The following is a 24,901-nucleotide window of genomic DNA, read 5'->3' as shown; positions in this document are numbered from 1 at the left end:
GACAGGCCCGCTCTGGCCAGTGGATTACTTCGAGATCCAGCCAGACCAGCGGTCTTTGTTGGTCTCCATCCACTCTGCAACAACGCTGTCGATTTCCACGCCGTCCAGATCGGCCTTGCCGACCATGGCGCTCATTTCATCATTGTTGATTTTGTAGGCTTCGATGATGTCATAAGCGCCCGGCCATTTTTCGTGCAGGCCAGACCAGGCGGCTTTCCAGATCGGGCCACGCGGCTTGCCGCAATCATAGGCCATGTTCGGGTTCACACCAACCGAAGGGTCGCTGTAACACTCTGGCGTAAATGGCGGAAACTCGACGAACTCGCCTTCGTATTTCGCCGGCGCCCAATGTGGGACATAGACCCACAGAACAATCGGATCCTGTCTTTGATAAGCGGATTCCAGTTCTGCAAACAGGGCCGCGTCGGTGCCCGCATGGACGACTTCGAAATCCAGTTCAAGCGCTTCGACACGCTCGTCATCAAAGCCGCCCCAGGTCACCGGGCCGCCGACATATCGCCCGTTCGGAGCAGTTTCCGCCGTCGCGAATTCCTCAGCGCAGTCTTTCAGCGCCTCCCAATTCGGCAATCCCGGGCACCGTTCCTTCATGTAGCTGGGATACCACCATTCTTCGATCGCCATCAGGCCGGTTTCGCCGACATTGACAACCTTGCCGGTGCCGGTTGCCTCGTCCAGCGCTTCGCGTCCGGTGGTTTCCCAGATTTCCATTGCCAGATGCAGGTCACCCGTCTTCAGACCGGCGAACTGAGCAATGTAATCCGCCTGAACATATTCAACGTTGTACCCGGCTTCCTCCAGGATCGAACCCATGATCTTGGTGTTGATCAACTGCCCCGACCAGTCGTGTAGCGTCAGTTTGATTGGGTCCGTGGACTCAACGGCCAAAGCAGTTGTTGCGGCTCCGGCGGCCAATAGGGCCAGCGCGGAAATTCCCATTTTACAATTCATAACACCTTCTCCCTGTCGTGATTTTTTTCGATGAATCGGTGGTATTGAGTATAGACGACCACATCGTGGGGTTTTGTGTCAATAAAAACCACGTAAAGCCACATAAATTCCTGACAGAGGCAAGTTTCAACGGCTAACCTTTTGTAGAACGTTGCTTTATGTGGGTATTGTGGTATGGCTTAACGTCCCTTATGACGATGCCATCAGAGCGCGAAACATGAACCTGCCGACCACAAACCAACGAGAAGAAGAAATCCTGCGCGCCCTTTTTCGCGCGGGCGGGTCGTGCCGGGTAAGCGTTCTGGCGAATGAACTTGGGGTCAGCCTGGAAACCATTCGGCGAAACGTCCGCAATCTGGAAGAACGCGGCATCGTGCGCAAGGTCCATGGCGGGGTTCATCTTCTCGAAGACATTCTGGAACCGTCGCTGCAAAGCCGCCTGGACAAGAAGGTTGACGCGAAAGAGAAACTGGCGAAAGCGGTTGCCGAGGTCATCAGTGACGGTGACTCCGTTTTCCTCGATATCGGCTCTACTACCGCTTATGTGGCGCAGGCGCTTTGCAACCACAGCGATCTCTTTGTCGTAACGAACTCGGTTTTTGTGGCGCAGGCATTGGCTTCAAGAAACAACAACCGGGTCTTCATGGCAGGTGGCGAGCTGCGGTCGCACGATGGGGGCGCATTTGGTGTTGAAGCTCAGGACCTGATCAAACGTTTGAACGTCCGTTTCGCCGTTCTTTCAGTCGGGGCGGTCAATGCGGATCCGGGCTTTATGCTGCACGATTTGCAAGAAGCAAACCTGGCCCGCGTCGCCATTCAAAACGCACAGGTCCGCATTGTCGTGGCCGATGGCGAAAAGCTGGGAAAGCGCGCGCCGGTTACATTGGAACCTGCCGACAAGATCAATCTGTTCTTTACCGATGTGAACCCGCCCGAGGATATCTACCAGATGCTTTCGGCGAATGAAATCGACCTTGTTGTCGCCGAATAAGCGCCTAACGCTTTTCGGCAATGACCCACACCGGGTGGTAGGTCAGAGGAACCCTGCCGTCTTCTCCGAACTTTTGCACGTAGTCAGCTTCGAACCGGGCCAAGGTGGACCGGGTCCATGCACCCTGAGCCCGGCCATTTACCCCTGTTCTGCGCAAATGCTTCAGCACATCTCTGGGTGTGTCAAAATAGGATGGCCGAACGCTTTGGCCAGCCGTCAGAATTTTGAACGGCTTGTCTATGGCGGCTGCAAGGGTGTCAGGCAGGCAAAGGCCCGGCGCACGGGCTGTCGATCCGATTTGCGCAAGCTCTTGATATTGCAATGGGCCAAACCCCGAAATGGCCAGCCACCCTCCGGGTTCAAGCGCTTCGGCAGCCTTTTGCAGCAAACCGGCCGGATCCTCCATCCATTGGATCATCGAGGCCGATGCGACCAAGTCCAGCTTTGCGGGCCATTCGATCAGGCGGACGTCTCCGCCCATGAAAGCCGCTTTTTCCGCATCTGCCGTCGCCCGAGCCTGCGGCGCGATATCGTTCAGGTAAAGATCGGGAAGGTCAAAGTTCTGCCGCAGCAACCGGGTCAGATGGCCTGTGCCGCATCCCAGCTCGAAGGCCACATCAAACCGGTTCGGCGCGCCAACCCGGCGCATCTCGGAAACCAGCTTGCGGGCAACCCAGGCCTGCTGGCTGGCTGTATCGTTGTAAGTCTGGAAGCTTCGGCTGAAGCTTCGCTGCACCTTGTCTGACAATTGCGCGGTCATGACATCCACTCCGCCCAGCTTTGCCCCGGTTGGAAAGGTATATGCGGAGCAGCGACGCCCTTGACCACATCCGGGGTTGCGGCCCAGGCCATCCTTTGAGCATTGGACGGAATGATCCGGTCCCGCTCTGATATCCAAATCCGATCAAAGCCGGGATCAGGCGCCGAACCACGTTCGATGACCGCGTGAAGTTCCTTTCTTGCCTGCTCGATGTCCAGTTCAGGTATGTCAGCAGACAGTCCGGCGCGTCGGCAGAACTTGATGAAACTTGCCGAAGATAGCTGATCCGCCGTGGCCCGGACAATATCGGGCGCGATGCCTCGGTCTGCGCAGGCAGGATGCAACGTACCGCTGACGGCAACCAGCCGGTCAGGGCGAAACCCTGTGCTGGCCAACCAATGGGCCGCGGATGCGACACCGAAAGAGAACGCAAGCATTTCGACGCGGTCATACCCGGCCAGATCGGGCAAGGGATCATCGAGCCGGGTATAGTCATCCAGCAGCAGAACAGATCCACCTTCGGTCAACCCGCGGAACGGGGCAGCACCCAGCGCCCACCCCGCGAAGACCAATGTCAACTTGCTGTTATCCGATTGCGCCAGCCACCGGTGTTTCATCGCTGCCCTCCGGCCAAAGCGACCATCGCGCTGGTGATCCGGCCGAGCTCATCAGGTGAAACAATGTAAGGCGGCATGCAATAGATGTTGCGCGCAAAGGGGCGCAGCCACACTCCGGTTTCAGGGGCCAGCCGATGAGCGACCGAAGGATCAACCGTTTCCTTCATTTCGATAACGCCAATGGCACCCAGAACCCTGACATCTGCAACGCCCGACAAACCGCGCGCTGGCTCCAGTTCGGTCCGCATCTGGTCTTCGATATCGGCCACCTGGCGTTGCCAGTTCCCCTCGGCCAGAAGTCTGAGGCTGGCCGAACCTGCGGCGCAGGCCAGAGGGTTGGCCATATAGGTCGGGCCGTGCATGAACACTCCGGCCTCACTGTTGCCAATGCCATACGCCACCTGCTTGCTGGTTACGGTAGCAGCAAACGAGATATGCCCCCCGGTCAATGCCTTGCCCAGACACATTATATCCGGGGTGATGCCTGCATGATCGGTGGCGAACAGCTTGCCGGTTCGGCCAAATCCGGTTGCGATCTCGTCGAAAATGATCAGCACGTCATGGGCATCGCACATGGCGCGCGCCGCGCGCAGCCATTGGGGATGATAGAAATACATGCCCCCGGCGCCTTGAACCACGGGTTCAAGGATCAGGGCCGCGAGTTGATCGCCCTTGCCGGCCAGCAGTCGTTCCAGCGCCTCCAATCCGTTCAGCGCCGGGTCTTCGGGCCAGTCATCCCCCAACCGAACCTGGGGACGCGGCAGGAAGTGCTGGATCGACAATGCCCCTCGGAACAGCCCGTGCATACCCGTCACCGGGTCACAGACGCTCATCGCTTTCCACGTGTCACCGTGATAGCCGCCCCGAATTGTGGCAAATTCGAATTTGCGGGTGCGGCCATGGGCCATTTGATACTGCACCGCCATCTTCATCGACACTTCGACCGAGACAGACCCGCTGTCGCAATAGAAAATGCGGTCCAGCCCCTCGGGCAACATGTCGACCATCCTGCGCCCCAGATCAATGGCCGGATGGTGCGTCAGCCCCCCGAACATCACATGAGGCATCTTTTCCAGCTGGGACTGCATGGCGGATGTGATTTCGGGATGCTTGTGGCCGTGGATGGCGCACCACCATGACGACATGGCGTCTATCATCTTTGCGCCGTCCTCCCGATAAAGATACACGCCCTCGGCCCGGTCGATGAGATGCATCGCACCGGGATCGGCCACGTTGGTATAGGGATGCCAAAGGTGGTGGGCGTCAAACTCCAGCGGGGTCACAGAAACCTCCGTATGGTCGCCACGTCTATGGGCGAGAAAGCTTCTGACAAGCTTTTCTGCGTCAGGTCGCCAAGATAAGGCAGACGTCCGAGGTGTCGAACCTTGCTCATTTCGACAATGGTTTGTTCCACGTCGGGCTCCGGATCTCCGACAAAGGCAACGCCGACCACTTCGCACCCAGCGCCTCGGAGCGCCATCAGGGACAACGTGGTATGGTTGATCGTTCCCAACGCCGTGCGCGCGACCAGAACGACCGGGGCCTGCCATTGGGCAATCAGATCCAGATAGTAGGACTTGCGGTTCAGAGGCACCATCAGCCCCCCTGCCCCTTCCACAACCAGCGGCCCGTCAACCTGCGGCAGCGCCAGCCGGGACAGATCGATCTCTATGCCCATATCTTCGGCAGAAAGATGGGGTGAGGCAGGCATGTTCAGGCGATACGCCTCGGGCAACACGTCCACGCCGGACAAGGTGCAGACCGTTTCCGTGTCCGTTGCATCCTCGAGCCCCGATTGAACCGGCTTCCAGTAAGTGGCGTTCAGGGCCGCCGTCAGGCCAGCCGAAAAAACTGTTTTTCCGACGCCGGTGTCGGTTCCGACAATGACCAGAGCGCTCATGCGGCCTCCGATTGGTGGCTGGAGATGGTTGCGAACAAGGTCGAAATGTCCTCGGGGCTGACATTCCCGGTGATAGAGACGCGCAGACGGGATGTGCCTTTTGGAACGGTAGGCGGGCGAATACCGCGAATGTCAAACCCCTGATGTTGCAAAGCCTGTGCCATCGCCATCGTGCGGGCCTCATCCCCAAGAACGACGGGAATGATCTGGCTGTTCAAGGCCGCGTCAGGCACCCCTGTTTCACGGGCGGCATCATGTGCATGACGCAGACGTTTGCGTGCAGCAGTGACCAAATCGTCATTCCCGGCCAGTTCACGCAGGACAGCCCGTACCAGAGCAGCATTCAGAGGGGACGGCGCCGTTGCAAAGATAAAGGGTCGTGCGCGGTTGATAAGGGTATCGATCATCGCCCGCGGGCCACAGATCAGCCCTCCCGAAACTCCAAGCCCCTTGCCGCAGGTGTGCAGGGTCAGAAGGTCAGCGCCCAGATCATGCGCCAGACCTTTTCCATTTGCCCCGAAAACGCCGGTTGCGTGCGCCTCATCCACGATCAGAACTGCCTGGGCTTCACGCGCCAGACATGACAAATCTTCCAGCGGAGCCAGATCGCCTTCCATGGAATAGACGCTTTCAACAGCAATCCATACCTGACCCGGCCCACCAGCGGATTGCCATTCGGTCAGAACGCTTCGCGCATCCGCGACGTCGTTGTGACGAAAAGCGCGCAGATCCGCTCGGCTGGCGCGCATCCCCTCGTGGGCGCTGGCGTGAACCAGTTCGTCATACAAAACCAGATCCCCGGCAGCAGGCAGGGTGGAAAAGATTGCCTGATTGGCCTGAAACCCTCCACCCATGAACAATGCGGCCTCGGCCCCAAAGAACGCAGCTGCTTCGTGTTCCAGCGCCTCATGCTCTGGGTGATTTCCCCGCAGCAGCCGCGAGCCGCCCGAGCCGACGGGCACGCCGCGCGCCAGCGCCGCCTGTGCGGCCTCTTGCAACAGGCTTGACCCGGCCAAGCCCAAATAGTCGTTGGACGCAAAATCCAGCCCGCGCGCCGGGATCAAAACCCGGCGGCGGTGCCGGGCTTCCAGCGCATCGAGCATGGACTCTAGTCGTTCGACTGCTTTCATTCGGCGGCTTCCGTGCGCTTATGGTCTTCAGCCGTTTCGGCCTGAAGGCCAAGTTTTGCAAACAGGATCGAGTCGGTGTCTTCTTCGGGGTTTTCCGCTGTCAAAAGAGTTTCACCGACAAAGATGGAATTTGCGCCGGCGAAGAAGCACATCGCCTGCATCTCGTCACTCATGTCGCTGCGCCCGGCGGACAATCGAACATAGGCTTTGGGCATCAGGATGCGAGCGGTTGCGATGATCCGCACAAAGTCGATTGGATCAACCGGTTCCGCATCAGCCAGCGGGGTATCAGCCTGTGGCATCAGCATGTTGATCGGCACCGAATCCGGCGGCGGGGTCATGTTGGCCAAAGTCAGCAACATGTCGATACGGTCGCCAGTGTGTTCGCCCATCCCCAGAATACCACCCGAGCAGACCTTGATTCCGGCTTCCTGCACCCGGTTCATCGTGTCGATCCGGTCCGCGAAAGTACGGGTGGTGATCACTTCGGAATAATAACGTTCGGACGTATCGATATTGTGGTTGTAATAGTCCAGCCCGGCATCGCGCAGCTGCACCACCTGGGTGTCATCCAGCATGCCCAGCGTCATGCAGGTTTCCATGCCCATCGCCTTGACGCCTTCCACCATGGCAACCAGAGCAGGCATATCGCGCGGCTTGGGCTCGCGCCAGGCTGCCCCCATGCAGAACCGGGTCGCACCACCGTCGCGGGCCTTTTTGGCCTCGGCCAGCACACGCTGAACCTCGATCAGTTTCGATGCAGGCAGGGTGGATCCGTTGCGGGCCGATTGCGAGCAATAGGCGCAATCTTCGGCGCACCCACCGGTTTTGATCGACAGCAGCTTAGAGGTCTGGATCTTGTTCGGATCAAAGTGCTCGCGGTGCACGGTCTGTGCCCGGAACAATAGGTCCATCAACGGGAGGTCATGAACAGCTTGCGCAGACTTTCGGGTCCAGCCGGAATGAGGGATGATCATTTTATCTATAAAACTTCCTGCAGCTTGCGTTGCCGTGGATTTATTATCGATAAAATCTGAAGACGCAACCGTGTTGGCGCAAACGATCCAAAATCAAGCGGAAATGCCGCGCTTTTCAGAAATCAAGACCCAGATCAACGGTTCGGGCGGAATGCGTCAGCGCTCCGGACGAGATGTAATCGACCCCGGTCGCCGCAATCGATGCGACCCGGTCCAACGTCACATTACCGCTGGCTTCGGTCTTCATCCGCCCGTCCACCATGGCAACCGCTTCGCGCAGCATTTCGTCATCCATGTTGTCCAGCAATACGACGGATGCGCCGCTAATCCTGAGGACTTCGGCCAACTGGTCCAGTCGATCGACTTCGATCTCTACGGCCATCATGTGGCTGGCTTGCGCTTTGGCGGCCTCGAGAACCTGACGTACACCCCCGGCGGCGGCAATGTGGTTGTCCTTGATCAGGATCGCGTCAGACAAAGAGTAGCGATGATTGAAACCGCCGCCATGCAGCACGGCCTGTTTTTCGACGATGCGCAGTCCGGGCGTGGTTTTGCGGGTACAGGTCATGCGGGCATTCGTGCCCTTTGTCTGCTGAACAAAGCTGGCAGTTTTTGTGGCAATACCGGTCAGGCGACCGGCAAAATTCAGCGCGACCCGCTCACCCGACAGGATCGAGGCCGCGGAACCTTTGATGGTCATCAACGTGTCGCCGCGCCGACAGGGCTGGCCATCCTTGACTAGCACCTCAACGTCAAGCGTCGGGTCGACCAACCGGAACGCAATCGTCGCCACCTGCATGCCCGAAACGACGGCGTCCTCACGTGCATTCAGCCGGGCCGTATAAGTCGCGTTCGGCGGGATCACGGCGCGGGTGGTGACGTCACCGTATGCTCCCAGATCCTCCATCAGCGCCGTACGGATGACGGGTTCGAGGATCAGATCGGGCAGGGTCGCAAAACTCATGGTATTTCCTTGCAGGCTTCGGCGCGAATGTGCAGCGCGTCGCTAAGATACATCCGGGATCGTTTGCCGGGGCCGTCGGCAGTTTCCGGAAAGTCGGATCGCTCATGCGCGCCGCGGCTTTCTTCGCGCTGCAATGCCGCCGCGGCGATCAGGGTTGCTGTGGCACACATGTTTCTGAAGGACGGGCATGTGCCATGCTGCTCTTCGAGCGTGGCAATCCTGCGCAATGCCCGGCATAACCCGGCGCGGTCACGTACCACGCCAACATCGCGCGACATGGTCGTGCGCAACAGACTGACCGCATCGGACGTATCAGGGATGTCAGCTTGATCAAATCGAAGGGTCACAGGTTCCGACCCGGAAGTGTCCGGCATCGAACGCGCAATGTCCTCGGCACAGATGCGTGCAAACACCAATGCTTCGAGCAAACCGTTCGAGGCCAGCCGGTTGGCGCCGTGAAGGCCGGTCGAAGACGCCTCGCCGCATACCCACAACCGGTCCAACGTCGCGCGGCCATCGGTACCTGTGGCAATCCCGCCCATGTGGTAATGCGCTGCCGGCGCGACCGGGATCGCATCCCGTACCGGATCGATTCCGTTGCGCGCGCAATATGCGGCAACCGCCGGGAAAAGTTCGTTGATTTGCGCGCCCAAAGCCTTGCGGGTATCCAGCATCGGGCGGTTGCCAGCCTGTACCTCGGCAAAAATCGCGCGGGCCACAACGTCGCGCGGGGCAAGCTCGGCATCAGGATGAACGGCCTGCATGAAACGCTCGCCGTGCTTGTTTATCAGTATTGCCCCTTCTCCGCGCAGGGCCTCGGTCGCCAGCGGGGCTGGGTCTTCACCCACGTCCATGGCGGTGGGGTGGAACTGCACGAATTCGGCGTCGGCAATCATTGCCCCGGCCCGTGCGGCCATTCCGATGACCTGCCCCCGGATGCGGGCCGGATTGGTCGTCAGGGCAAAAAGCCCGCCAGAACCGCCGCCCGCCAACAATACGGCAGATCCACGAAGCGTCACAGGCGCGGATCCGCCTTCCGAGGCGTCCTGTAAAACCACGCCCACCACGCGCCCATCCGTCACTTCCAGCGCAACGGCAAGGACCCCTTCCAACACCTGCACCGAAGCAGTTTCGTGCACTCGTTCGATCAGGGCGGCCATGATTTCACTGCCGGCCTGATCCCCCTTTACCCGCACGACACGGGCGAAACTGTGCGCGGCCTCACGGGACAGGACGTACCCGCCACCCTCGGTGCGATCAAATGGTGTGCCCAAAGTGGTCAGGTCCAGAATATAGTCCCGCGCCTCTCGCGTCACCAAATCCGCAACGTCAGGATCGACGGTGCCTGCCCCGGCATTGACGGTATCAACGGCGTGGCTTTCCGGACTGTCGGCCAGGTCCATCGCCGCCGCCACGCCACCCTGCGCCCATGCCGAACTTGCACCTTCGCCCAAGGGATCAGGAGAGATGATCACCACAGGTCGCGGTGCCAGTTTCAGCGCAGCATAAAGCGCGCCAATCCCGGCCCCGACAATAATGACGCGATCCGTGGTGATGTCGGTCATTGCCGATCAGATGCCGAGCTTGCGGGACAGATCAATCATCGCCTGAACAGATTTACGGGCCTTGTCTGCCACGTCTTCGGCGACCTCGACCTGGCCGTCCATCGTGTGCAGCGCATAGAGGATCTTTTCAAGCGTGATCTTCTTCATGTACGGGCACATATTGCACGGCCCTACGAAATCGACCTCGGGCAGTTCATCCGCGATGTTCGACGCCATCGAACATTCGGTGATCAGCATCGCCTTTTCAGGTTTCTCATCATGCACATATTTGATGATCCCGCTGGTTGAACCGGAATAATCCGCCTCGGCCACCACATCCGGCGGGCATTCCGGGTGCGCAATCAGGCGCGTTCCGGGGTTCCATTCGCGGAAGTCGCGCAGGTCCTGTGCGGTGTATTGTTCATGCACAATGCAGGAACCGGGCCAATACACCACGTTCTTGTGGCTTTGATTGGCAACATTCTGCGCCAGATACTGATCCGGCGTCATGATGACCGTATCGCTCTCCATCGCATTCACGATTTGCAAGGCGTTCGACGAGGTGCAGCAGATATCCGAGGCCGCTTTGACCTCGGCCGTGGTGTTCACGTAAGACACAACCGGCGCGCCGGGGTATTTGGCCCGCATTTCGTCGATTCCTTCGGCAGTAATCGATTCTGCCAAAGAACAGCCCGCTTCCATGTCGGGCATCAGAACAGTTTTCCCGGGGCTCAGAATTTTCGATGTCTCGGCCATGAAATGAACCCCGGCCTGAACGATCACATCCTCTTCCACCTCACTGGCCTTGATCGCCAGTTGCAGGCTGTCACCCACGAAATCGGACACACCATGATAGATTTCCGGTGTCATGTAATTGTGCCCAAGGATCACGGCGTTACGCTCTTTCTTGAGCGCGTTGATCGCCCGCACATATGGCGCATAAATTGCCCAATCCGGCGGGCTGATCACACGATCCATACGGGCAAACGTGTCTTTCATCTCATTGGCCAACGTGGCCGATGGGGCGAGGTCATAGACGTCCGAAAGAACAGTGCGGACTTGTGCAATATCGAGCAACGGGCGAGCCACCTTTGTCAGTTGTCGTTAGCCTGGCGGGCTGCTTAACGGCTTAGCCCTAGCGGAAACATCCCCGGTTCGAAACCGGAAAATGAGACGTTAGCGCTAAGCCATGCAGACAAATTCAAAGATGAATGGCAAATCAGCCCAGAATCCCCGGCAGGCGCAGCCCGTGTTCACGCGCGCAGGCCCTGGCATCCTCATAACCCGCATCTGCGTGACGCCAGACGCCAGAAGCCGGATCGTTCCACAGAACCCGTTCGAGACGTTTGGCCGCTGCATCGGTTCCGTCGGCGCAAATCACGACACCCGCATGTTGGCTGAAACCCATGCCAACGCCGCCTCCGTGGTGCAGCGAGACCCATGTCGCGCCCGAGGCGGTATTGACCAGCGCGTTCAGCAGCGGCCAATCCGACACGGCGTCCGAGCCATCCTTCATCGCCTCGGTTTCACGGTTCGGCGACGCGACCGAGCCGCTGTCGAGGTGGTCACGACCGATGACGACTGGTGCCTTCAACTCTCCGGTTCTGACCATCTCGTTGAATGCCAGCCCAGCCTTGTGGCGATCGCCCAGTCCGATCCAGCAAATCCGCGCAGGAAGGCCCTGAAAGGCGATGCGCTCCTGCGCCATGTCGAGCCAGTTGTGCAGATGAGTGTTTTCGGGGAACAGTTCCTTCATCTTTGCGTCGGTTTTGTAGATATCCTCGGGATCACCCGACAGCGCGCACCAGCGGAACGGGCCGATGCCGCGGCAGAACAACGGGCGGATATAGGCGGGCACGAAACCGGGAAAGGCAAAGGCGTTTTCCAAGCCTTCGTCCTGCGCCATCTGCCGGATGTTGTTGCCATAGTCCAGGGTTGGCACACCCGCGTTCCAGAAATCGACCATGGCGGCTACGTGTTGCTTCATCGACGCTCGGGCTGCCTTTTCCACGGCCTTGGGGTCGCTTTCCCTCTTGTCTTTCCACTGCGCCATGCTCCAGCCCAATGGCAAATAGCCGTTGACCGGATCATGGGCGCTGGTCTGGTCGGTCACGATATCGGGGCGCATGCCGCCCGCCTGCATGCGACGGTAGATTTCGGGAAAAATCTCGGCGGCATTGCCCAGCAAACCGACCGATTTCGCCTCGCCCGCCCTGGTCCAGCGGTCGATCATTTCCAGCGCTTCGTCCAGCGTCTCGGCCTTTTCGTCGAGGTACTTGGTACGCAACCGAAAGTCGATGCTGTCCGGGTTGCATTCCACGGCCAGACAACAAGCCCCTGCAAAGACAGCGGCCAGAGGCTGCGCGCCGCCCATTCCACCCAGTCCCCCGGTCAGGATCCACTTACCTGTCAGGTCACCGCCATAGTGCTGACGCCCGGCCTCGGCAAAGGTTTCATACGTGCCCTGCACGATGCCCTGTGTGCCAATATAGATCCACGAGCCAGCGGTCATCTGGCCATACATCATCAGACCTTTCTTATCGAGCTCGTTGAAGTGGTCCCAATTTGCCCAATGCGGCACGAGGTTCGAGTTCGCGATCAGCACCCGAGGCGCATCGGCATGCGTCCGAACGATGGCGACCGGCTTGCCGGACTGCACCACCAGCGTTTCATCCTCTTCCAGATCCTTCAGGCTGGCAACGATGGTGTCAAAATCCTTCCACGTCCGCGCCGCGCGGCCAATTCCGCCATAGACAACCAGCTCATGCGGGTTCTCGGCCACATCCGGGTGCAGATTGTTCATCAGCATCCGCATCGGGGCTTCGGTCATCCAACTTTTGGCGTTCAGTTCAGGCCCTGTCGGGGGATAGATGTCACGGGTGTTTTTACGAGGATCGGTCATCGGGCAAGCTCCAATGCAGTGTCGTGGATAGCGTCAAGAATGTCTTTGAGCCACCGGCGCAGGCGGTCGGCTTTGTCGGTGTCAAATGCCCAGGGCGGCGCTTCAGTTTTTAAGTAGGCCGACTGAGCCAACTCCATCTGGATCGCGTGAACCCCTTCCGAGGGGCGCCCATAATGGCGCGTTGTCCATCCGCCCTTGAACCGCCCATTCAGAACAGCCGTATAGGGCGAGGACGCCGCGAATTCATGCGTTATGGCTTCGATCTCCGGTGCGCAGGTCGCCCCATTGTTCGTACCGATGCTCATATCGGGCAAAGTACCTTCGAACAGAAAAGGAATATGACTGCGGATCGAGTGGCAATCATACAGCACCGCAACCCCATGCGCCGCCTTCACGCGTTCCAGCTCGGCCTTCAGGGCGGCATGATACGGTGCATGAAAAGCTTCCCGTCGTTCGAGGATATCCTTTTCGGAAGGCGGGATGTCCCAGATGCCCTGGCCGTCAAAATCCGTCAGCGGCACAAGAGAGGTCGTGTTCTGGCCGGGATAAAGCGACACGCCCGATGGGTCCCGGTTGGCGTCGATCACATATCGGTGGAAGGTCGCCCGAACCGTGGTCACACCGGGCAGAAGTCCTTCATACAAGGTATGAATATGCCAATCCGTATCCGCCAAAGTCTTGCCCCGCGCATTCAACTTGGCTTCGATCGTGGCCGGAACATGGGTACCGGTATGTGGCAGACCCAGCACGATGGGGCTGTCACCGCGCGAAATCTCGACCGGGCCGCTCATGCGCCAAGTTCCGGCATGGCGATGCCTGTGCCACGGGCAATCTCACCACTGGCAATCAGGGCTGAGGCTGCTTCGATCTCGGGCGCCATATAGCGATCGTCACCCAAGGCCGGCACCACCGCACGCAGCCGTGCCATCACGGCCTGCAACGTTTCGCTCGTAGGCAGTGGCGCGCGGAACTCGACCCCCTGTGTGGCACACAGCAGCTCGACCCCCAGAATGCGTTCAAGATTGGCAACCATCTGCCCCAATCGCCGCGCACCATGGGCCGCCATCGAAACGTGATCTTCCTGATTGGCCGATGTGGGCGTCGAGTCCGTCACGCATGGATTGGCCAGATGCTTGTTTTCGCTCATCAGTGCGGCGGTCGTCACCTCAGCGATCATATAGCCCGAATTCAGACCCGGATTAGGCGTCAGAAAAGGCGGCAGATCAAAGCTGAGCGCTGGATCGACGATCAACGCAATGCGGCGTTGTGCAATTGCCCCGATCTCGGCCACGGCAAGCGCAATCATGTCTGCGGCAAACCCAACGGGTTCGGCATGAAAATTCCCGCCCGAAACGATCAGACCGGTTTCCGAAAGAACCAGAGGATTGTCCGTCGCCGCGTTGGCCTCGATTTCCAGCGTTGTTGCGGCCTGCCTCAGCACATCCATCGCGGCCCCCACCACCTGAGGCTGGCAGCGGATACAATACGGGTCCTGAACCCGGGTATCGCCATCCCGATGGCTTTCACGAATGACCGATCCGGCCAGCAGCGCTCGCATGGTCACGCCGGCCTCAATCTGCCCGCGATGCCCGCGAAGCGTGTGGATTTCCGGTTGCAACGGGGCGGTCGAACCCATGATCGCATCCGTCGTCAGCGCCGAAGTAACCAGCGCGCTTTGCGCCGCCTGCCACGCGCCAAACAGGCCGGACAGTGCAAAGGCCGTCGAAAACTGGGTGCCATTGATCAGCGCCAGCCCTTCTTTGGGCCCCAGTTCGATCGGTTGCAGACCCGCTTTGGACAGCGCTGCGGCACCGGGCATCACATCGCCACCGAATTTGGCCTCACCAGCGCCCATCATGACGGCAGCCATGTGTGACAAGGGCGCAAGATCACCCGAAGCCCCGACCGAACCCTGCGCCGGGATTATCGGGGTCACACCTTTGGACAACATCCCTTCCAGCAGGGTGATCACCTCTGGCCGAACCCCCGAGGCCCCGCGCCCCAGGCTCAGCAATTTCAGAACCATCATCAATCTGGCAAGGGCGCGCGGGATCGCAGGGCCCACGCCGCAGCAATGGCTAAGGATCAGGTTGCGCTGCAAGGTTGCTGTGTCCTCGGCCGCGATTTTGACGCTCGCCAATTTCCCGAACCCCGTGTTCACGCCGTATACGGCGACCTCTCCCGCCGCCGCATCGGCGATGCGCTTGTGCGCTTCTTCGACGGCCGGGTGGCAAGCGGGGTCCAAACGAACAGCGCGCTCTTCGCGAAAGACCTGTTCCAGTTGCGACAGGGTAACGGTGCCCGGGGTAAGGGTGAGGGTCGTCAAAATATTCCTCCGAATATGCGGGTATGAAGAGGGTTGAAGCCGATGCGATAGGCCAACTCCGCAGGATGTTCGACATTCCAAACCGCCAGATCAGCGCGCCGCCCAGCTGAGATCTGACCGCAGTCAGCCAACCCGAGAGCACGGGCCGCGTGAACCGTCACGCCTTGCAGGGCCTCCTCTGGCGTCATGCGAAACAGGGTGCATCCCATGTTCATCGCCAGCAACAGCGAGGTCATCGGCGCCGAACCGGGGTTGCAATCCGTGGCAAGCGCCATGGGCACAGCATGCCGGCGCAACAGGTCAATCGGTGGCGCCTGTGTTTCGCGCAAAGTGTAGAACGCCCCCGGCAGAATAACGCCAACGGTACCGGCCTGCGCCATGCCCCGAACACCTGCTTCATCAAGATATTCTATATGATCTGCCGATAGCGCGCCGTATCCGGCAGCCAGTTTTGCGCCGCCCAAATTCGACAATTGTTCGGCGTGGATCTTGATCGGCAGGCCAAGCTCTGTCGCGACATCAAAAAGCGGGATCAACTCTTCCGGTTGAAAGGCGATGCCTTCACAGAAGGCATCGACCGCGTCGACCAATCCCTCGGCATGAGCGGCGCGAAGCGTGGGAATGCACACCTGGTGAATGTAGTCCGACGCCCTGCCCTCATAGTCCTGAGGCACCGCATGAGCCCCCAAAAAACTGGTTAGAACACGGACGGGGCGATGATCGGGCAACGACCGAGCCGCGCGCAACATGTTCAATTCAGTATCGTCATCCAATCCGTAACCGGATTTTACTTCGATGACCGATACCCCTTCGGCCAGCATCGCGTCCACACGCGGCAATGCTTTTGCGACCAACTCTTCCACTCCGGCTGCGCGCGTGGCTTTTACCGTCGAGATGATCCCACCCCCGGCGCGCGCAACCTCTTCATAGCTCGCGCCGTTCAGGCGCATTTCGAACTCTTCGGCGCGATGGCCACCGTGAACCACATGAGTGTGGCAATCGATCAGGGCGGGCGTAACCAGGCGCCCACCCATTCGATCCCGTGGCTGGTCGGCGAAACGTGATGGAAGATCAACAACAGGGCCGACCCATGCGATGCGCCCGTCCTGCAGCGCGATCGCGGCATCCGAAACCAAACCGTATGGCGCGCCGCCTTCGGTCATCGTTGCGGCGTCAAGATCCGTCAAAACCCGCGTTTGCGTCTGCATGTGACTCCCAACCCCCGTGCATTTCCTTCTTTTCTAGTACATTTCTATCATTTATATGTCTATGCATAAAATGAGGTGAAAAATGGCTATCTTCGCTAATCGAGCATTTCTGAGCACCGGTTGGGCTACGAACCTGCGGATAGAAATCAGGCAAGGGCTGATAGTGTCGCTGCAACAGGACGCGGCGGCGCAAGAGGGCGATACATGCATCGACACTTTGCTGCCTGCGCTGGCCAACTTGCACAGCCACGCGTTCCAGCGCGCGATGGCAGGGATGACCGAATATCGAAAGGCCGGTCGCGACAGCTTCTGGACGTGGCGGGAACTGATGTATCGTTTCACCGCGCATCTGACGCCCGATCAGGTGCAGGCGATTGCCGCTCTGGTCTATATGGAGATGCAGGAAGCCGGCTATGCCTCGGTTGGTGAATTCCATTATCTGCATCACCAGCCAGACGGCACACCTTATGGCAATCTTGCTGAGTTGTCCCAGCGGATCATGGCCGCTTCGGCCGAGACGGGGATCGGGCTGACGCATCTGCCCGTACTTTATTCCTATGCGGGGGTCGGCGAGCAACCGCTGGAAGCGGGCCAGCAACGATTTGGTAATGATGTGGACCGCTATCTGGCGTTGGTCGAACAGGCGCAGGCGGCACTGGGCGATCTGCCGGATGACTGTCAGATAGGCATTGCCCCGCATTCCTTGCGCGCGACGTCACCGAAAGATCTTGCCCGGGTTCTGGACGCTAAAACGACGGGACCTGTTCACATTCACATTGCGGAACAACCCATGGAAGTTGAACAGGTTCACGAGGGTCTGGGCGCCCGCCCGGTGGAATGGCTGCTGAACAATGCATCGGTAAACCAGCGCTGGTGCCTCATCCACGCCACTCATATGACGGAAAAGGAAACCCGCGATATGGCCGCAACGGGCTCGGTCGCTGGGCTTTGCCCTATCACAGAGGCCAATTTGGGGGATGGCCCCTTCAATGGCGCCGTCTTTCTTGAAGCCGGTGGTCGTTTCGGGGTCGGGTCGGATTCAAACGTGTTGATTTCGATGACAGAGGAACTGCGTACGCTGGAGTATTCTCAACGCCTGCGAGATCTGTCGCGCAATGTCCTGGTCGAAGGGGACGGTTCGGTTGGACAGACACTGTATTGCAATGCGGCTTTGGGTGGTGCGCAAGCCCTGGGGCGCGCGGCGGGTCAGATCGCAGAAGGGAAGCTGGCGGATCTTGTTGCCATTGACAGTCAGGATCCCGCGCTTTGTGCCCTGCGTCCTGAACAGTTGCTTGACGGGTTGGTCTTTGCCGCGAAGGATCACGTAGTGACCGATCTGTGGTCGGCTGGTCGCCATCAGGTACGCCAGGGCCGTCATATTGCTCGGGATCGGATCGTATCTGACTATCGGCGGGCCATGGCCGATCTCCTGCCGAGGCTGTGAGCTTGCTGCCGCCTTTACGGGCTGACAGAAATGGCCTCATAATAGCAATATGTTTATACGTAATTGGATGAACACCTCGTGACCGATCAAAAACATCTCGGCTTTCAAGACATTCGGGACGAAGTCGTGAATCGCATTCAGACCCGTGTCTGGCCGCAGGGCAGCCTGTTGCCCACCGAGATGGAACTGGCAGCCGAATTCGGCGTTGCACGGGCGACGGTCAATCGGGCCCTGCGGGAACTTGCCGAACAGGGAATTGTCACCCGCAAACGCAAGGGTGGCACGCGTGTTGTGACCACACCGGTAAAGCAGGCGAAATTGCCGATCACTGTCGTTCGGCAGACCATCGAAGAAATGAACGCCGAATACCGCTATGCTCTGGTCAGCCGAACACTGATCGATTGCCCCGCGTGGTTGCAGGCAAAGTTGAGCATCCCGGAAGGTGCGCAGGTCGTCCATCTGCAATGTATGCACCACGCCGACAACCGTCCATTCCAGTTCGAGGAACGCTGGATCAACGCCAGCACCGTGCCTCAGGTTCTCGACGAAGATTTCCTGACCACCGGGCCGAATGAATGGCTGCTGTCCGAGGTGCCGTTTTCAAACGCTGAAATTGCCTTCTCTGCCGTCCCCGCAACAGGGCATTTGCAGGAGTTTCTGGCGGTACCGCCCGGCACACCGTTGTTTCAGTTGGAACGCACGACATGGTTTCGCAGCGATCCTGTTACTTTCGTGCGCATGACTTTCCACCAGGGATACCAGATGCGCACCACGTATTGAGGCCAGAGCACCGAACAGGTTTTGACATATGAGAAAAACCTTATCGCTTCGATCCCACCTTTCTGCCTGTTGTGGCAGTCACCTTTGCCCGCTCAGCTTCCGAAGCGGTCGAGTTTTGGTTCTCGTTGTCGGGCCTATAGGTCGGTATTACGCCAACCGGGGGATTTTCCAGAATGTAGGCGCCAATTCTCGCCAGCATTGGAAATCTGGGGCAATTGGGACGGGTGGCGACGCCAAGATCCCCCAGTTGTCTGGGCCCGTTGAACGGGATGAAACACAAAGGCCAGTTATTCCGCTTGAACTGCTCGGCAGCCAAGGCCGAGACAATTGTACAATCGTCGGAATGGCAAATATGGCGGCAGAACGTCTCAAACCTCAGCGCGGTCAGGTCGAAACGCTTGCTGATCCGGGTTGCTCCATCTTGTTTGGGGGGGCATCGGTGTCATCGGTCAGGACGTGATCTCGAACCAGGTCGAGACCGATGTAATGTTTTCAATAGTGAATGTCATTCGCTCGGATGATGGCGACGTGATTGTCGGTAGCGATCTGACCAATGCGCTGAACGGCGCGGACGGCGATGAACTGCTGATCGGTGAAGGCGGTGATTTCGCATCCGGATTGTTCAGGCGGAACACCAGATCAGTGAATTGCAACTGGCCCTGATCAGCCAACAAAAACTTCGGTACGAAGGGATTGCCCAATAGCTGGCTGCCGTTGAAATGCAGCTTGATCTGGTCCGTCCTCAATCTACTGGGGCCGCGGATCGCCGCAAAACGATCGAGATTCTGGCCCCGACCAGCGGCCGGGTCGTCAATCTGGCGGCTTCGACCATTGGCGGGGTGATCAGACCCGGAGAGCACATCATGGAAATCGTGCCTGCCGGTCAGGAGTTGATCGTAAACACAGGCGAACGTGCGGTGATTGCGTATCAGGCACAGCCTGTCAGCAAGCGTCTGGCCAGAACTTTCATCAAGTAAAGGGTTTTACAAGACTTACATCTTTAAACTGTTGTGTATCGAGTGTTTTGGTGAGTGAGCGATGGCCTGCGCCCCTGTTCCGGGCGCGGGCCATCACTTTTGTGGATCAGACCCCGTAACGGGCAAGAAACATGTCAACGGCCTGAGCAGCGACCTGATCTATTTCTTCCTGGGTAAACGTGTTTTGAATGCCAAAAGCCGCCCGGGTCCAGATCCGCACTTTGCACAGTTCGGAAAACTGCTCGGCAGCGATATGTACATCATCAATGGCCAATTCGCCCTTGGCCACGGCTTTTTCCAGATACTCGGCCATCTGTCGCTGGCCGTTTTGCGGCCCTGCCTCATAGAACGCACGGCCAAGTTCAGGAAACCGGTCGCGTTCGGCAACGCAGATCCTGAAAACCTGCTGCGCGAAATCTGACACAAGGAAGGCCGTCAATTGCGTCGCCGTGATCTGAAGCACTTCGCGGGCAGGCTTGGTTTCGTCGATCATCGAGATGACCCGCTCGGCCATCAGGCAGCATTCTGTCTGGGCCACTTCCATGAACAAAAGGCGCTTGTCCGGGAAATAGCTGTAAAGCGTTGCCTTTGACACGCCAGCCGCGCGGGCAATGTCATCCACACTTGCCCCTTCAAACCCATCCGCCATGAAAACCTCTCGAGCCCCGCGCAGAACCTGGTCGAATTTACGGCCGGTGCGCAGGATGGTGGCGGTCTGGGTCATGTCTTCTCCTCGATCGATAGCCGCGCCAGTTTATAAACCGTTCGGTTTAGATACAACGATTCTCGAATATTTCAGCGAAGCGGAGGTTGCATTTGCTTTGATGTCGGGTACTTGCAGCGCGTTCAAACCGTGCTAGGACTGGGCCCATGGTCGAAATCTTTCTGCGCACCCTTCCGTTTTTCGCGATTATCGGCCTGGGCTTTTGGGCGGGGCGCACGCGGTTCTTCACGGCTGAAGCCACGGCATATCTGACCAAGTTCGTCTTTTTCTTTGCGCTGTCGGCGATGCTGTTTCGCTTTGCGGCCACCCTTCCCTTTGCCGAGATTTTCAATGCCCGGCTCATCCTTGGATATCTGCTGGGAACCATGACCGTATACGTTCTTGCGTCGGCCATCGCCTGGCTGCGCAAGCTCGACATTCCGACCGCTGCGGTCGAAGCTCAGTGCGCGGCCATCGGCAATGTCGGGTTCCTCGGGCTGCCCATGCTTTCCCTATTGTTTTCCGAGGCTGCGATCGGGCCCGTGATGCTGGTCCTGACCGTCGATCTGGTCGTGTTCTCTTCCCTGATCGTGATCCTGATCAATGGCGGCCGTGACGGTAGATTGACCCCGACCACCTTCAAGCTGATCGGAATGGGATTGGTCCGCAATCCCATGATCGTATCCATCTCGGCCGGTCTCATCTGGTCCTCGCTGCAATTGCCTGTTCCTGAACCTCTTGGCGATTTTCTGACCATTCTCGGTGGTGCAGCGACTCCGGGTGCATTGTTCGCTATTGGCGCATCATTGGCGGACAAGTCGGCTGAACGTGTCCAGATCGCGGCCTGGTTGAGTTTCTGCAAACTAGTGATCCATCCGGCCTGCGTTGCGGTCGCACTTTTATGGCTGATACCAATTGATACTTTTCCCGCAACTGTTGCGATCTCTGCCGCTGCTTTGCCTGTTGCGGGCAATGTTTACATGCTGGCCGCGCATTACGGCATTGCCCCGCATCGCGCATCGGCGGCAATCCTTCTATCCACAATTGTCAGTATTCTCACCGTGCCGATGGTGATCGCCTGGGCGGGCACATTCTGACCTTCACCTTTTCGAAAAATACTCTCAACGAAGGCGCACAGACTTTACGTCGGGACCGCGGATCGTTAGCCATGTTGCGACTCGAAAACAAGGACGGTGCCTGATGGAAACCCTTTCGGAAAATGCCTGTTTCGGCGGTGTGCAGGGCGTGTACCGCCACGCCTCCTCGTCGTGCAAGTGTGACATGACTTTTGGCCTGTTTCTTCCAGCCGAGGCCAAGGACGGCCCGGTCCCGGTTCTTTGGTATTTGTCGGGATTGACCTGTACACATGAGAACGCAATGACCAAAGCCGGAGCTCAGGCGTGGGCCGCGGAACAGGGAATTGCCGTGGTGTTTCCGGATACGTCGCCGCGTGGTGAAGGCGTCGCAGATCACGAGGATTACGATCTGGGTCAGGGCGCGGGATTCTATGTGAACGCGACACAGGAACCCTGGGCGCCGCATTTCCGGATGTGGGACTATGTTGCCGAAGAGCTGCCCGCCCTGCTGTTCGAAAACTTCGCCATCGACAGCGAACGCCAGGCCATTACAGGCCATTCCATGGGGGGGCACGGCGCCCTGACACTTGCCATGAACCTGCCCGGACGCTTCCGTTCGGTATCAGCCTTTGCGCCGATCTCGAACCCGACCGGAGCGGATTGGGGGCGCAAACAGCTGAACGCCTATCTCGGTGGCGACGAAACGCTTTGGGCAAAACACGATGCGTCTTTGTTGATGAAGAAAACCGGCTTTGACGGTCCGATCCTGATTGACACCGGTGCAAACGATCAGTTCATGGATCTTCTGCGCCCCGAAGCGTTGGCGCAAGCCATCGCCGAACGCCGCCAGCAAGCGACGTATCGCTTCCAGCCGGGTTACGATCATTCGTACTTCTTTGTGTCCACGTTTATGGAAGATCACGTAATTTTCCATGCCGAGGCCCTGTACGGAGACTGAGGGATGAGCAGTTACGATTATGATCTGATCATCATAGGGTCAGGGCCTTCTGGGCGTTCTGCGGCGATTCAGGCAGGCAAACTGAAACGGCGTGTGTTGGTCATCGACCGCAAAGACCGTTTTGGTGGGGTCTCTGTCCACACCGGTACAATTCCGTCCAAGACCCTGCGCGAAACGGTTCTGAACTTGTCGGGCTGGCGCGAGCGCAGCTTTTACGGGCGTTCCTATCGGGTAAAGGATCAGATCCGGGCAGAAGACTTGAAAGCCCGCCTGCATATGACCCTCGACCATGAAGTCGACGTGTTGGAGCATCAGTTCAACAGGAACCACGTCGAAACCCTGGACGGTCTGGCCAGGTTTGTCGGGCCGCACGAAGTAGAGGTCGCAACCGATGCCGGTGAGACAACGCGTGTGACGGCCGCGAAGTTCCTGATTGCGACAGGTACGAAAACCTATCGTCCGGATTATGTCCCGTTCAACGGCAAAACGGTGGTGGATGGTGACGAATTTCTGGAAATGGCAGAGATTCCGCGCTCGCTGGTCGTTATCGGCGCCGGGGTCATTGGCGTGGAATATGCCACGATGTTTTCAGCTCTGGACGTGCGTGTGACGCTGATTGAACCCCGCGACACGTTTCTGGATTTCATCGACAGCCGGTTGATCCACGACTTTACCCATCAGATCCGCGAAAACGGTGTCGACCTCCGTTTGGGCTCGGCTGTCGAGAAGATTGAAGACGCCGGTGAACATGTGGAAGTGACCCTTGAAAACGGTCGCCACGTTCGCGCTGAAATGCTTCTGTTTGCGGCCGGACGCATGGGAGCGACGTCCAAACTCAATCTGGATGCCGTCGGGTTGGAAACAGACCACCGCAACCGGATCAAGGTAGACCGCAAGACATATCAAACGGTGGTACCGCATATCTATGCCACGGGCGATGTGATCGGACATCCGTCGCTGGCATCGACCTCTTTGCAGCAGGGGCGCGTGGCTGCCTGTCACGCGCTTGAAACGCCCACGCTGCCGGAAAGCCCGTGGTACCCCTATGGCATCTATTCAGTGCCCGAAATATCAACCTGCGGAATGTCGGAAGAAGAATTGCAGGAGCGCAACATCCCCTACGAGGTCGGTGTCGCACGGTTCCGCGAGACGTCACGCGGGCATATCATGGGGCTGGAACACGGTATGTTGAAAATGCTGTTCTCGCTCAAGACCCGCAGGGTGCTGGGTGTCCAGATCGTTGGCGAAGGCGCGACGGAGCTGATTCACATCGCGCAGGCCGTGCTGAACCTGAAAGGTACGGTGGACTACTTCGTTCAGAACACGTTCAACTACCCGACACTTGCCGAAGCGTATAAAATCGCGGGCCTGGATGCGTTCAACCGCATGCCCATACCCGAGGAATTCAAGGTCAAAAAGAAACCGGTGGAACCGGCAAAGAAAGAGGCAAAGAAGGCGTGACGACGCTGTATGTCGATGGCGATGCCTGCCCCGTAAAAGCCGAGGCCGAACGGGTCGCGACGCGGCACAAAGTGCCAATGGCGCTGGTGTCCAATGGCGGGCTTCGTCCTTCGGCCAACCCGCTGGTGCAGGTCATTGTCGTTTCCGAAGGCGCCGATGAGGCCGACAAGTGGATTGCCGAACGCTGCGGAGCAGGGGATGTCGTCATAACGTCCGACATCCCTTTGGCCGCAAAATGCGTCGAATCGGGCGCACGCGTGCTGCGCCCGAATGGTGAAACCTTCACCGCGGCAAATATTGGCCAACAACTGGCAATGCGTGACTTGATGGCCGATCTGCGCGCGGCCAATCCGTTGGGAACCGGCGGCGGTGGGCGACCCTTCGGCAAAGCCGACCGCTCGCGGTTTCTGGACGCCTTGGAACGGGAAATACGTGCTGCCAGAAAGGGATGATCATTCCTTTCGCCAGATCAAATACTGACCCGAATTCCGAAACGCCCGTTTACAAGTACTTCATTAGAACGCACCCTGTGCTGGAATTCCGATCAGGCTTTTCGAATACGGAGACTGCGTTATGAAAGTACAAGGCACCCATTATCGGTCTATTTGGTGGGACAAACCGGCAGGCAAGGTTCGGATCATCGACCAAAGGTGGTTGCCGCATGATTTTCGGGTCGTAACCCTGAAAACGCTTGATGAATTTGCAGCGGCGATACGGGATATGTGGGTCAGGGGCGCACCTTTGATAGGCGCGACCGCTGCGTTTGGAATTGCCGAGCAGATGACTCGGGACAGCTCAGAAGCCTCGTTTGACGCCGCGTACGACGTTTTGCATGCAACCCGACCCACGGCAATCAACCTGCGCTGGGCATTGGACAGGTGCCGAGAAGCGCTGATGCCGCTTGCTCCGGGTGATCGTGCCGAGCGCGCCTGGTCGCTGGCGCAGGAGATTGCAGACGAAGATGTCGAGATCAACGCTGCAATCGGCCGGCATGGGTTGAAACTGATCAAGGATATCGCCGCCCGAAAACCCGCTGGTGAGCCGGTTCGGTTGCTGACGCATTGCAACGCGGGATGGCTGGCGACTGTGGATTGGGGCACGGCCACAAGCCCGATGTATCACGCGCATGACGCGGGCATCCCCCTGCACGTCTGGGTGGATGAAACCAGACCGCGCAACCAGGGCGCGCTGACATCCTGGGAATTGGGCGAACA

24 protein-coding genes and 1 pseudogene are annotated in these 24,901 nt (G+C 58.7%); 10 read left to right on the top strand and 15 right to left on the bottom strand.

Annotation, left to right across the window (positions count from 1 at the left end; translation table 11 throughout):
* Positions 1-24: 24 nt before the first annotated feature.
* On the bottom strand, positions 25-969 hold the full coding sequence (locus tag AC2FNN_RS12170; protein ID WP_496758842.1) for an ABC transporter substrate-binding protein: 945 nt from the start codon (positions 967-969) through the stop codon (positions 25-27).
* A 217-nt stretch (positions 970-1,186) separates the two neighbouring features.
* On the opposite strand from AC2FNN_RS12170, the gene AC2FNN_RS12165 reads away from it, so the two are divergent.
* A complete protein-coding gene (locus AC2FNN_RS12165) occupies positions 1,187-1,960 on the top strand; it encodes a DeoR/GlpR family DNA-binding transcription regulator (RefSeq protein WP_496758841.1) in 774 nt (257 codons plus the stop codon).
* 4 nt (positions 1,961-1,964) lie between these two features.
* On the opposite strand, the gene AC2FNN_RS12160 is transcribed toward AC2FNN_RS12165, so the two are convergent.
* The 13 genes from AC2FNN_RS12160 to hutI form a co-directional block, all read right to left on the bottom strand.
* Positions 1,965-2,720 carry a methyltransferase domain-containing protein gene (locus AC2FNN_RS12160; RefSeq protein WP_496758840.1) on the bottom strand — a complete coding sequence of 252 codons (756 nt, stop codon included), beginning with the start codon at positions 2,718-2,720 and terminating at the stop codon, positions 1,965-1,967.
* Positions 2,717-3,337, bottom strand: a complete 621-nt coding sequence (locus AC2FNN_RS12155; protein WP_496758839.1) for a pimeloyl-ACP methyl esterase BioG family protein — start codon at positions 3,335-3,337, stop codon at positions 2,717-2,719. The genes AC2FNN_RS12160 and AC2FNN_RS12155 overlap by 4 nt, the downstream gene beginning before the upstream one ends.
* Positions 3,334-4,620, bottom strand: a complete 1,287-nt coding sequence (bioA, locus tag AC2FNN_RS12150; protein WP_496758838.1) for an adenosylmethionine--8-amino-7-oxononanoate transaminase — start codon at positions 4,618-4,620, stop codon at positions 3,334-3,336. The genes AC2FNN_RS12155 and bioA overlap by 4 nt, the downstream gene beginning before the upstream one ends.
* Positions 4,617-5,237: a dethiobiotin synthase gene (gene bioD / locus AC2FNN_RS12145; protein ID WP_496758837.1), complete on the bottom strand. Its 621-nt coding sequence runs from the start codon at positions 5,235-5,237 to the stop codon at positions 4,617-4,619. Before bioD ends, bioA begins: the two co-directional genes overlap by 4 nt.
* On the bottom strand, positions 5,234-6,367 hold the full coding sequence (locus AC2FNN_RS12140; protein ID WP_496758836.1) for an 8-amino-7-oxononanoate synthase: 1,134 nt from the start codon (positions 6,365-6,367) through the stop codon (positions 5,234-5,236). Before AC2FNN_RS12140 ends, bioD begins: the two co-directional genes overlap by 4 nt.
* A complete protein-coding gene (bioB, locus tag AC2FNN_RS12135; protein WP_496758835.1) occupies positions 6,364-7,344 on the bottom strand; it encodes a biotin synthase BioB in 981 nt (326 codons plus the stop codon). The genes AC2FNN_RS12140 and bioB overlap by 4 nt, the downstream gene beginning before the upstream one ends.
* A 115-nt stretch (positions 7,345-7,459) precedes the next feature.
* Positions 7,460-8,308, bottom strand: coding sequence for a carboxylating nicotinate-nucleotide diphosphorylase (gene nadC, locus AC2FNN_RS12130; protein ID WP_496758834.1), 849 nt, complete (start codon positions 8,306-8,308; stop codon positions 7,460-7,462).
* Positions 8,305-9,873, bottom strand: a complete 1,569-nt coding sequence (locus tag AC2FNN_RS12125; RefSeq protein WP_496758833.1) for an L-aspartate oxidase — start codon at positions 9,871-9,873, stop codon at positions 8,305-8,307. The genes nadC and AC2FNN_RS12125 overlap by 4 nt, the downstream gene beginning before the upstream one ends.
* A gap of 6 nt (positions 9,874-9,879) precedes the next feature.
* The gene (nadA, locus tag AC2FNN_RS12120; protein ID WP_496758832.1) at positions 9,880-10,929 is read right to left on the bottom strand and encodes a quinolinate synthase NadA; all 1,050 of its coding nucleotides are present in this window, start codon (positions 10,927-10,929) and stop codon (positions 9,880-9,882) included.
* Positions 10,930-11,071: 142 nt separating this feature from the next.
* Complete coding sequence (gene hutU, locus AC2FNN_RS12115) at positions 11,072-12,754, bottom strand: urocanate hydratase (RefSeq protein WP_496758831.1); 1,683 nt, start codon at positions 12,752-12,754, stop codon at positions 11,072-11,074.
* Positions 12,751-13,545, bottom strand: a complete 795-nt coding sequence (gene hutG, locus AC2FNN_RS12110; RefSeq protein ID WP_496758830.1) for an N-formylglutamate deformylase — start codon at positions 13,543-13,545, stop codon at positions 12,751-12,753. Before hutG ends, hutU begins: the two co-directional genes overlap by 4 nt.
* Positions 13,542-15,080, bottom strand: coding sequence for a histidine ammonia-lyase (gene hutH, locus AC2FNN_RS12105; protein WP_496758829.1), 1,539 nt, complete (start codon positions 15,078-15,080; stop codon positions 13,542-13,544). Before hutH ends, hutG begins: the two co-directional genes overlap by 4 nt.
* Complete coding sequence (hutI, locus tag AC2FNN_RS12100) at positions 15,077-16,288, bottom strand: imidazolonepropionase (RefSeq protein WP_496758828.1); 1,212 nt, start codon at positions 16,286-16,288, stop codon at positions 15,077-15,079. Before hutI ends, hutH begins: the two co-directional genes overlap by 4 nt.
* A gap of 82 nt (positions 16,289-16,370) precedes the next feature.
* Here hutI and AC2FNN_RS12095 point away from each other — a divergent pair, with 82 nt between their 5' ends.
* The 4 genes from AC2FNN_RS12095 (at position 16,371) to AC2FNN_RS12080 (ending at position 19,489) form a co-directional block, all read left to right on the top strand.
* Positions 16,371-17,732 carry a formimidoylglutamate deiminase gene (locus AC2FNN_RS12095; RefSeq protein WP_496758827.1) on the top strand — a complete coding sequence of 454 codons (1,362 nt, stop codon included), beginning with the start codon at positions 16,371-16,373 and terminating at the stop codon, positions 17,730-17,732.
* 78 nt (positions 17,733-17,810) lie between these two features.
* Complete coding sequence (hutC, locus tag AC2FNN_RS12090) at positions 17,811-18,512, top strand: histidine utilization transcriptional repressor HutC (RefSeq protein ID WP_496758826.1); 702 nt, start codon at positions 17,811-17,813, stop codon at positions 18,510-18,512.
* Positions 18,513-18,923: 411 nt separating this feature from the next.
* On the top strand, positions 18,924-19,175 hold the full coding sequence (locus tag AC2FNN_RS12085; protein WP_496758825.1) for a hypothetical protein: 252 nt from the start codon (positions 18,924-18,926) through the stop codon (positions 19,173-19,175).
* A gap of 56 nt (positions 19,176-19,231) precedes the next feature.
* The gene (locus AC2FNN_RS12080) at positions 19,232-19,489 is read left to right on the top strand and encodes a hypothetical protein (RefSeq protein ID WP_496758824.1); all 258 of its coding nucleotides are present in this window, start codon (positions 19,232-19,234) and stop codon (positions 19,487-19,489) included.
* A 106-nt stretch (positions 19,490-19,595) separates the two neighbouring features.
* On the opposite strand, the gene AC2FNN_RS12075 is transcribed toward AC2FNN_RS12080, so the two are convergent.
* Positions 19,596-20,213, bottom strand: a complete 618-nt coding sequence (locus AC2FNN_RS12075; RefSeq protein WP_171169500.1) for a TetR/AcrR family transcriptional regulator — start codon at positions 20,211-20,213, stop codon at positions 19,596-19,598.
* A 146-nt stretch (positions 20,214-20,359) separates the two neighbouring features.
* On the opposite strand from AC2FNN_RS12075, the gene AC2FNN_RS12070 reads away from it, so the two are divergent.
* The 5 genes and pseudogenes from AC2FNN_RS12070 to AC2FNN_RS12050 all read left to right on the top strand — a co-directional run.
* Entirely contained in the window at positions 20,360-21,289 is a 930-nt protein-coding gene (locus tag AC2FNN_RS12070; RefSeq protein WP_496758823.1) for an AEC family transporter, read from the top strand.
* 103 nt (positions 21,290-21,392) lie between these two features.
* Positions 21,393-22,226, top strand: a complete 834-nt coding sequence (fghA, locus tag AC2FNN_RS12065; protein ID WP_496758822.1) for an S-formylglutathione hydrolase — start codon at positions 21,393-21,395, stop codon at positions 22,224-22,226.
* A gap of 3 nt (positions 22,227-22,229) precedes the next feature.
* Positions 22,230-23,687 carry a Si-specific NAD(P)(+) transhydrogenase gene (gene sthA, locus AC2FNN_RS12060; protein WP_496758821.1) on the top strand — a complete coding sequence of 486 codons (1,458 nt, stop codon included), beginning with the start codon at positions 22,230-22,232 and terminating at the stop codon, positions 23,685-23,687.
* Positions 23,684-24,139 carry a YaiI/YqxD family protein gene (locus AC2FNN_RS12055; RefSeq protein ID WP_496758820.1) on the top strand — a complete coding sequence of 152 codons (456 nt, stop codon included), beginning with the start codon at positions 23,684-23,686 and terminating at the stop codon, positions 24,137-24,139. Before sthA ends, AC2FNN_RS12055 begins: the two co-directional genes overlap by 4 nt.
* 121 nt (positions 24,140-24,260) lie before the next feature.
* A pseudogene (locus tag AC2FNN_RS12050) lies at positions 24,261-24,901 on the top strand (S-methyl-5-thioribose-1-phosphate isomerase); the annotation flags it as partial.

The organism is Ruegeria sp. BHSA118 (assembly GCF_059613405.1).
Note: the sequence above shows the minus strand (reverse complement) of the source record. Positions and strands in the feature narration are given on the sequence as shown.

Bases quoted from the DNA above. Each gene is read 5' to 3' on its own strand.
- hutU (WP_496758831.1), bottom strand. From the start codon at position 12,754: ATGACCGATCCTCGTAAAAACACCCGTGACATCTATCCCCCGACAGGG.
- bioD (WP_496758837.1), bottom strand. From the start codon at position 5,237: ATGAGCGCTCTGGTCATTGTCGGAACCGACACCGGCGTCGGAAAAACA.
- AC2FNN_RS12075 (WP_171169500.1), bottom strand. From the start codon at position 20,213: ATGACCCAGACCGCCACCATCCTGCGCACCGGCCGTAAATTCGACCAG.
- AC2FNN_RS12170 (WP_496758842.1), bottom strand. From the start codon at position 969: ATGAATTGTAAAATGGGAATTTCCGCGCTGGCCCTATTGGCCGCCGGA.
- hutI (WP_496758828.1), bottom strand. From the start codon at position 16,288: ATGCAGACGCAAACGCGGGTTTTGACGGATCTTGACGCCGCAACGATG.
- AC2FNN_RS12125 (WP_496758833.1), bottom strand. From the start codon at position 9,873: ATGACCGACATCACCACGGATCGCGTCATTATTGTCGGGGCCGGGATT.
- AC2FNN_RS12140 (WP_496758836.1), bottom strand. From the start codon at position 6,367: ATGAAAGCAGTCGAACGACTAGAGTCCATGCTCGATGCGCTGGAAGCC.
- hutG (WP_496758830.1), bottom strand. From the start codon at position 13,545: ATGAGCGGCCCGGTCGAGATTTCGCGCGGTGACAGCCCCATCGTGCTG.
- fghA (WP_496758822.1), top strand. From the start codon at position 21,393: ATGGAAACCCTTTCGGAAAATGCCTGTTTCGGCGGTGTGCAGGGCGTG.
- AC2FNN_RS12080 (WP_496758824.1), top strand. From the start codon at position 19,232: ATGCAGCTTGATCTGGTCCGTCCTCAATCTACTGGGGCCGCGGATCGC.
- AC2FNN_RS12095 (WP_496758827.1), top strand. From the start codon at position 16,371: ATGGCTATCTTCGCTAATCGAGCATTTCTGAGCACCGGTTGGGCTACG.
- nadC (WP_496758834.1), bottom strand. From the start codon at position 8,308: ATGAGTTTTGCGACCCTGCCCGATCTGATCCTCGAACCCGTCATCCGT.
- bioB (WP_496758835.1), bottom strand. From the start codon at position 7,344: ATGATCATCCCTCATTCCGGCTGGACCCGAAAGTCTGCGCAAGCTGTT.
- AC2FNN_RS12160 (WP_496758840.1), bottom strand. From the start codon at position 2,720: ATGACCGCGCAATTGTCAGACAAGGTGCAGCGAAGCTTCAGCCGAAGC.
- AC2FNN_RS12165 (WP_496758841.1), top strand. From the start codon at position 1,187: ATGAACCTGCCGACCACAAACCAACGAGAAGAAGAAATCCTGCGCGCC.
- sthA (WP_496758821.1), top strand. From the start codon at position 22,230: ATGAGCAGTTACGATTATGATCTGATCATCATAGGGTCAGGGCCTTCT.
- AC2FNN_RS12070 (WP_496758823.1), top strand. From the start codon at position 20,360: ATGGTCGAAATCTTTCTGCGCACCCTTCCGTTTTTCGCGATTATCGGC.
- AC2FNN_RS12155 (WP_496758839.1), bottom strand. From the start codon at position 3,337: ATGAAACACCGGTGGCTGGCGCAATCGGATAACAGCAAGTTGACATTG.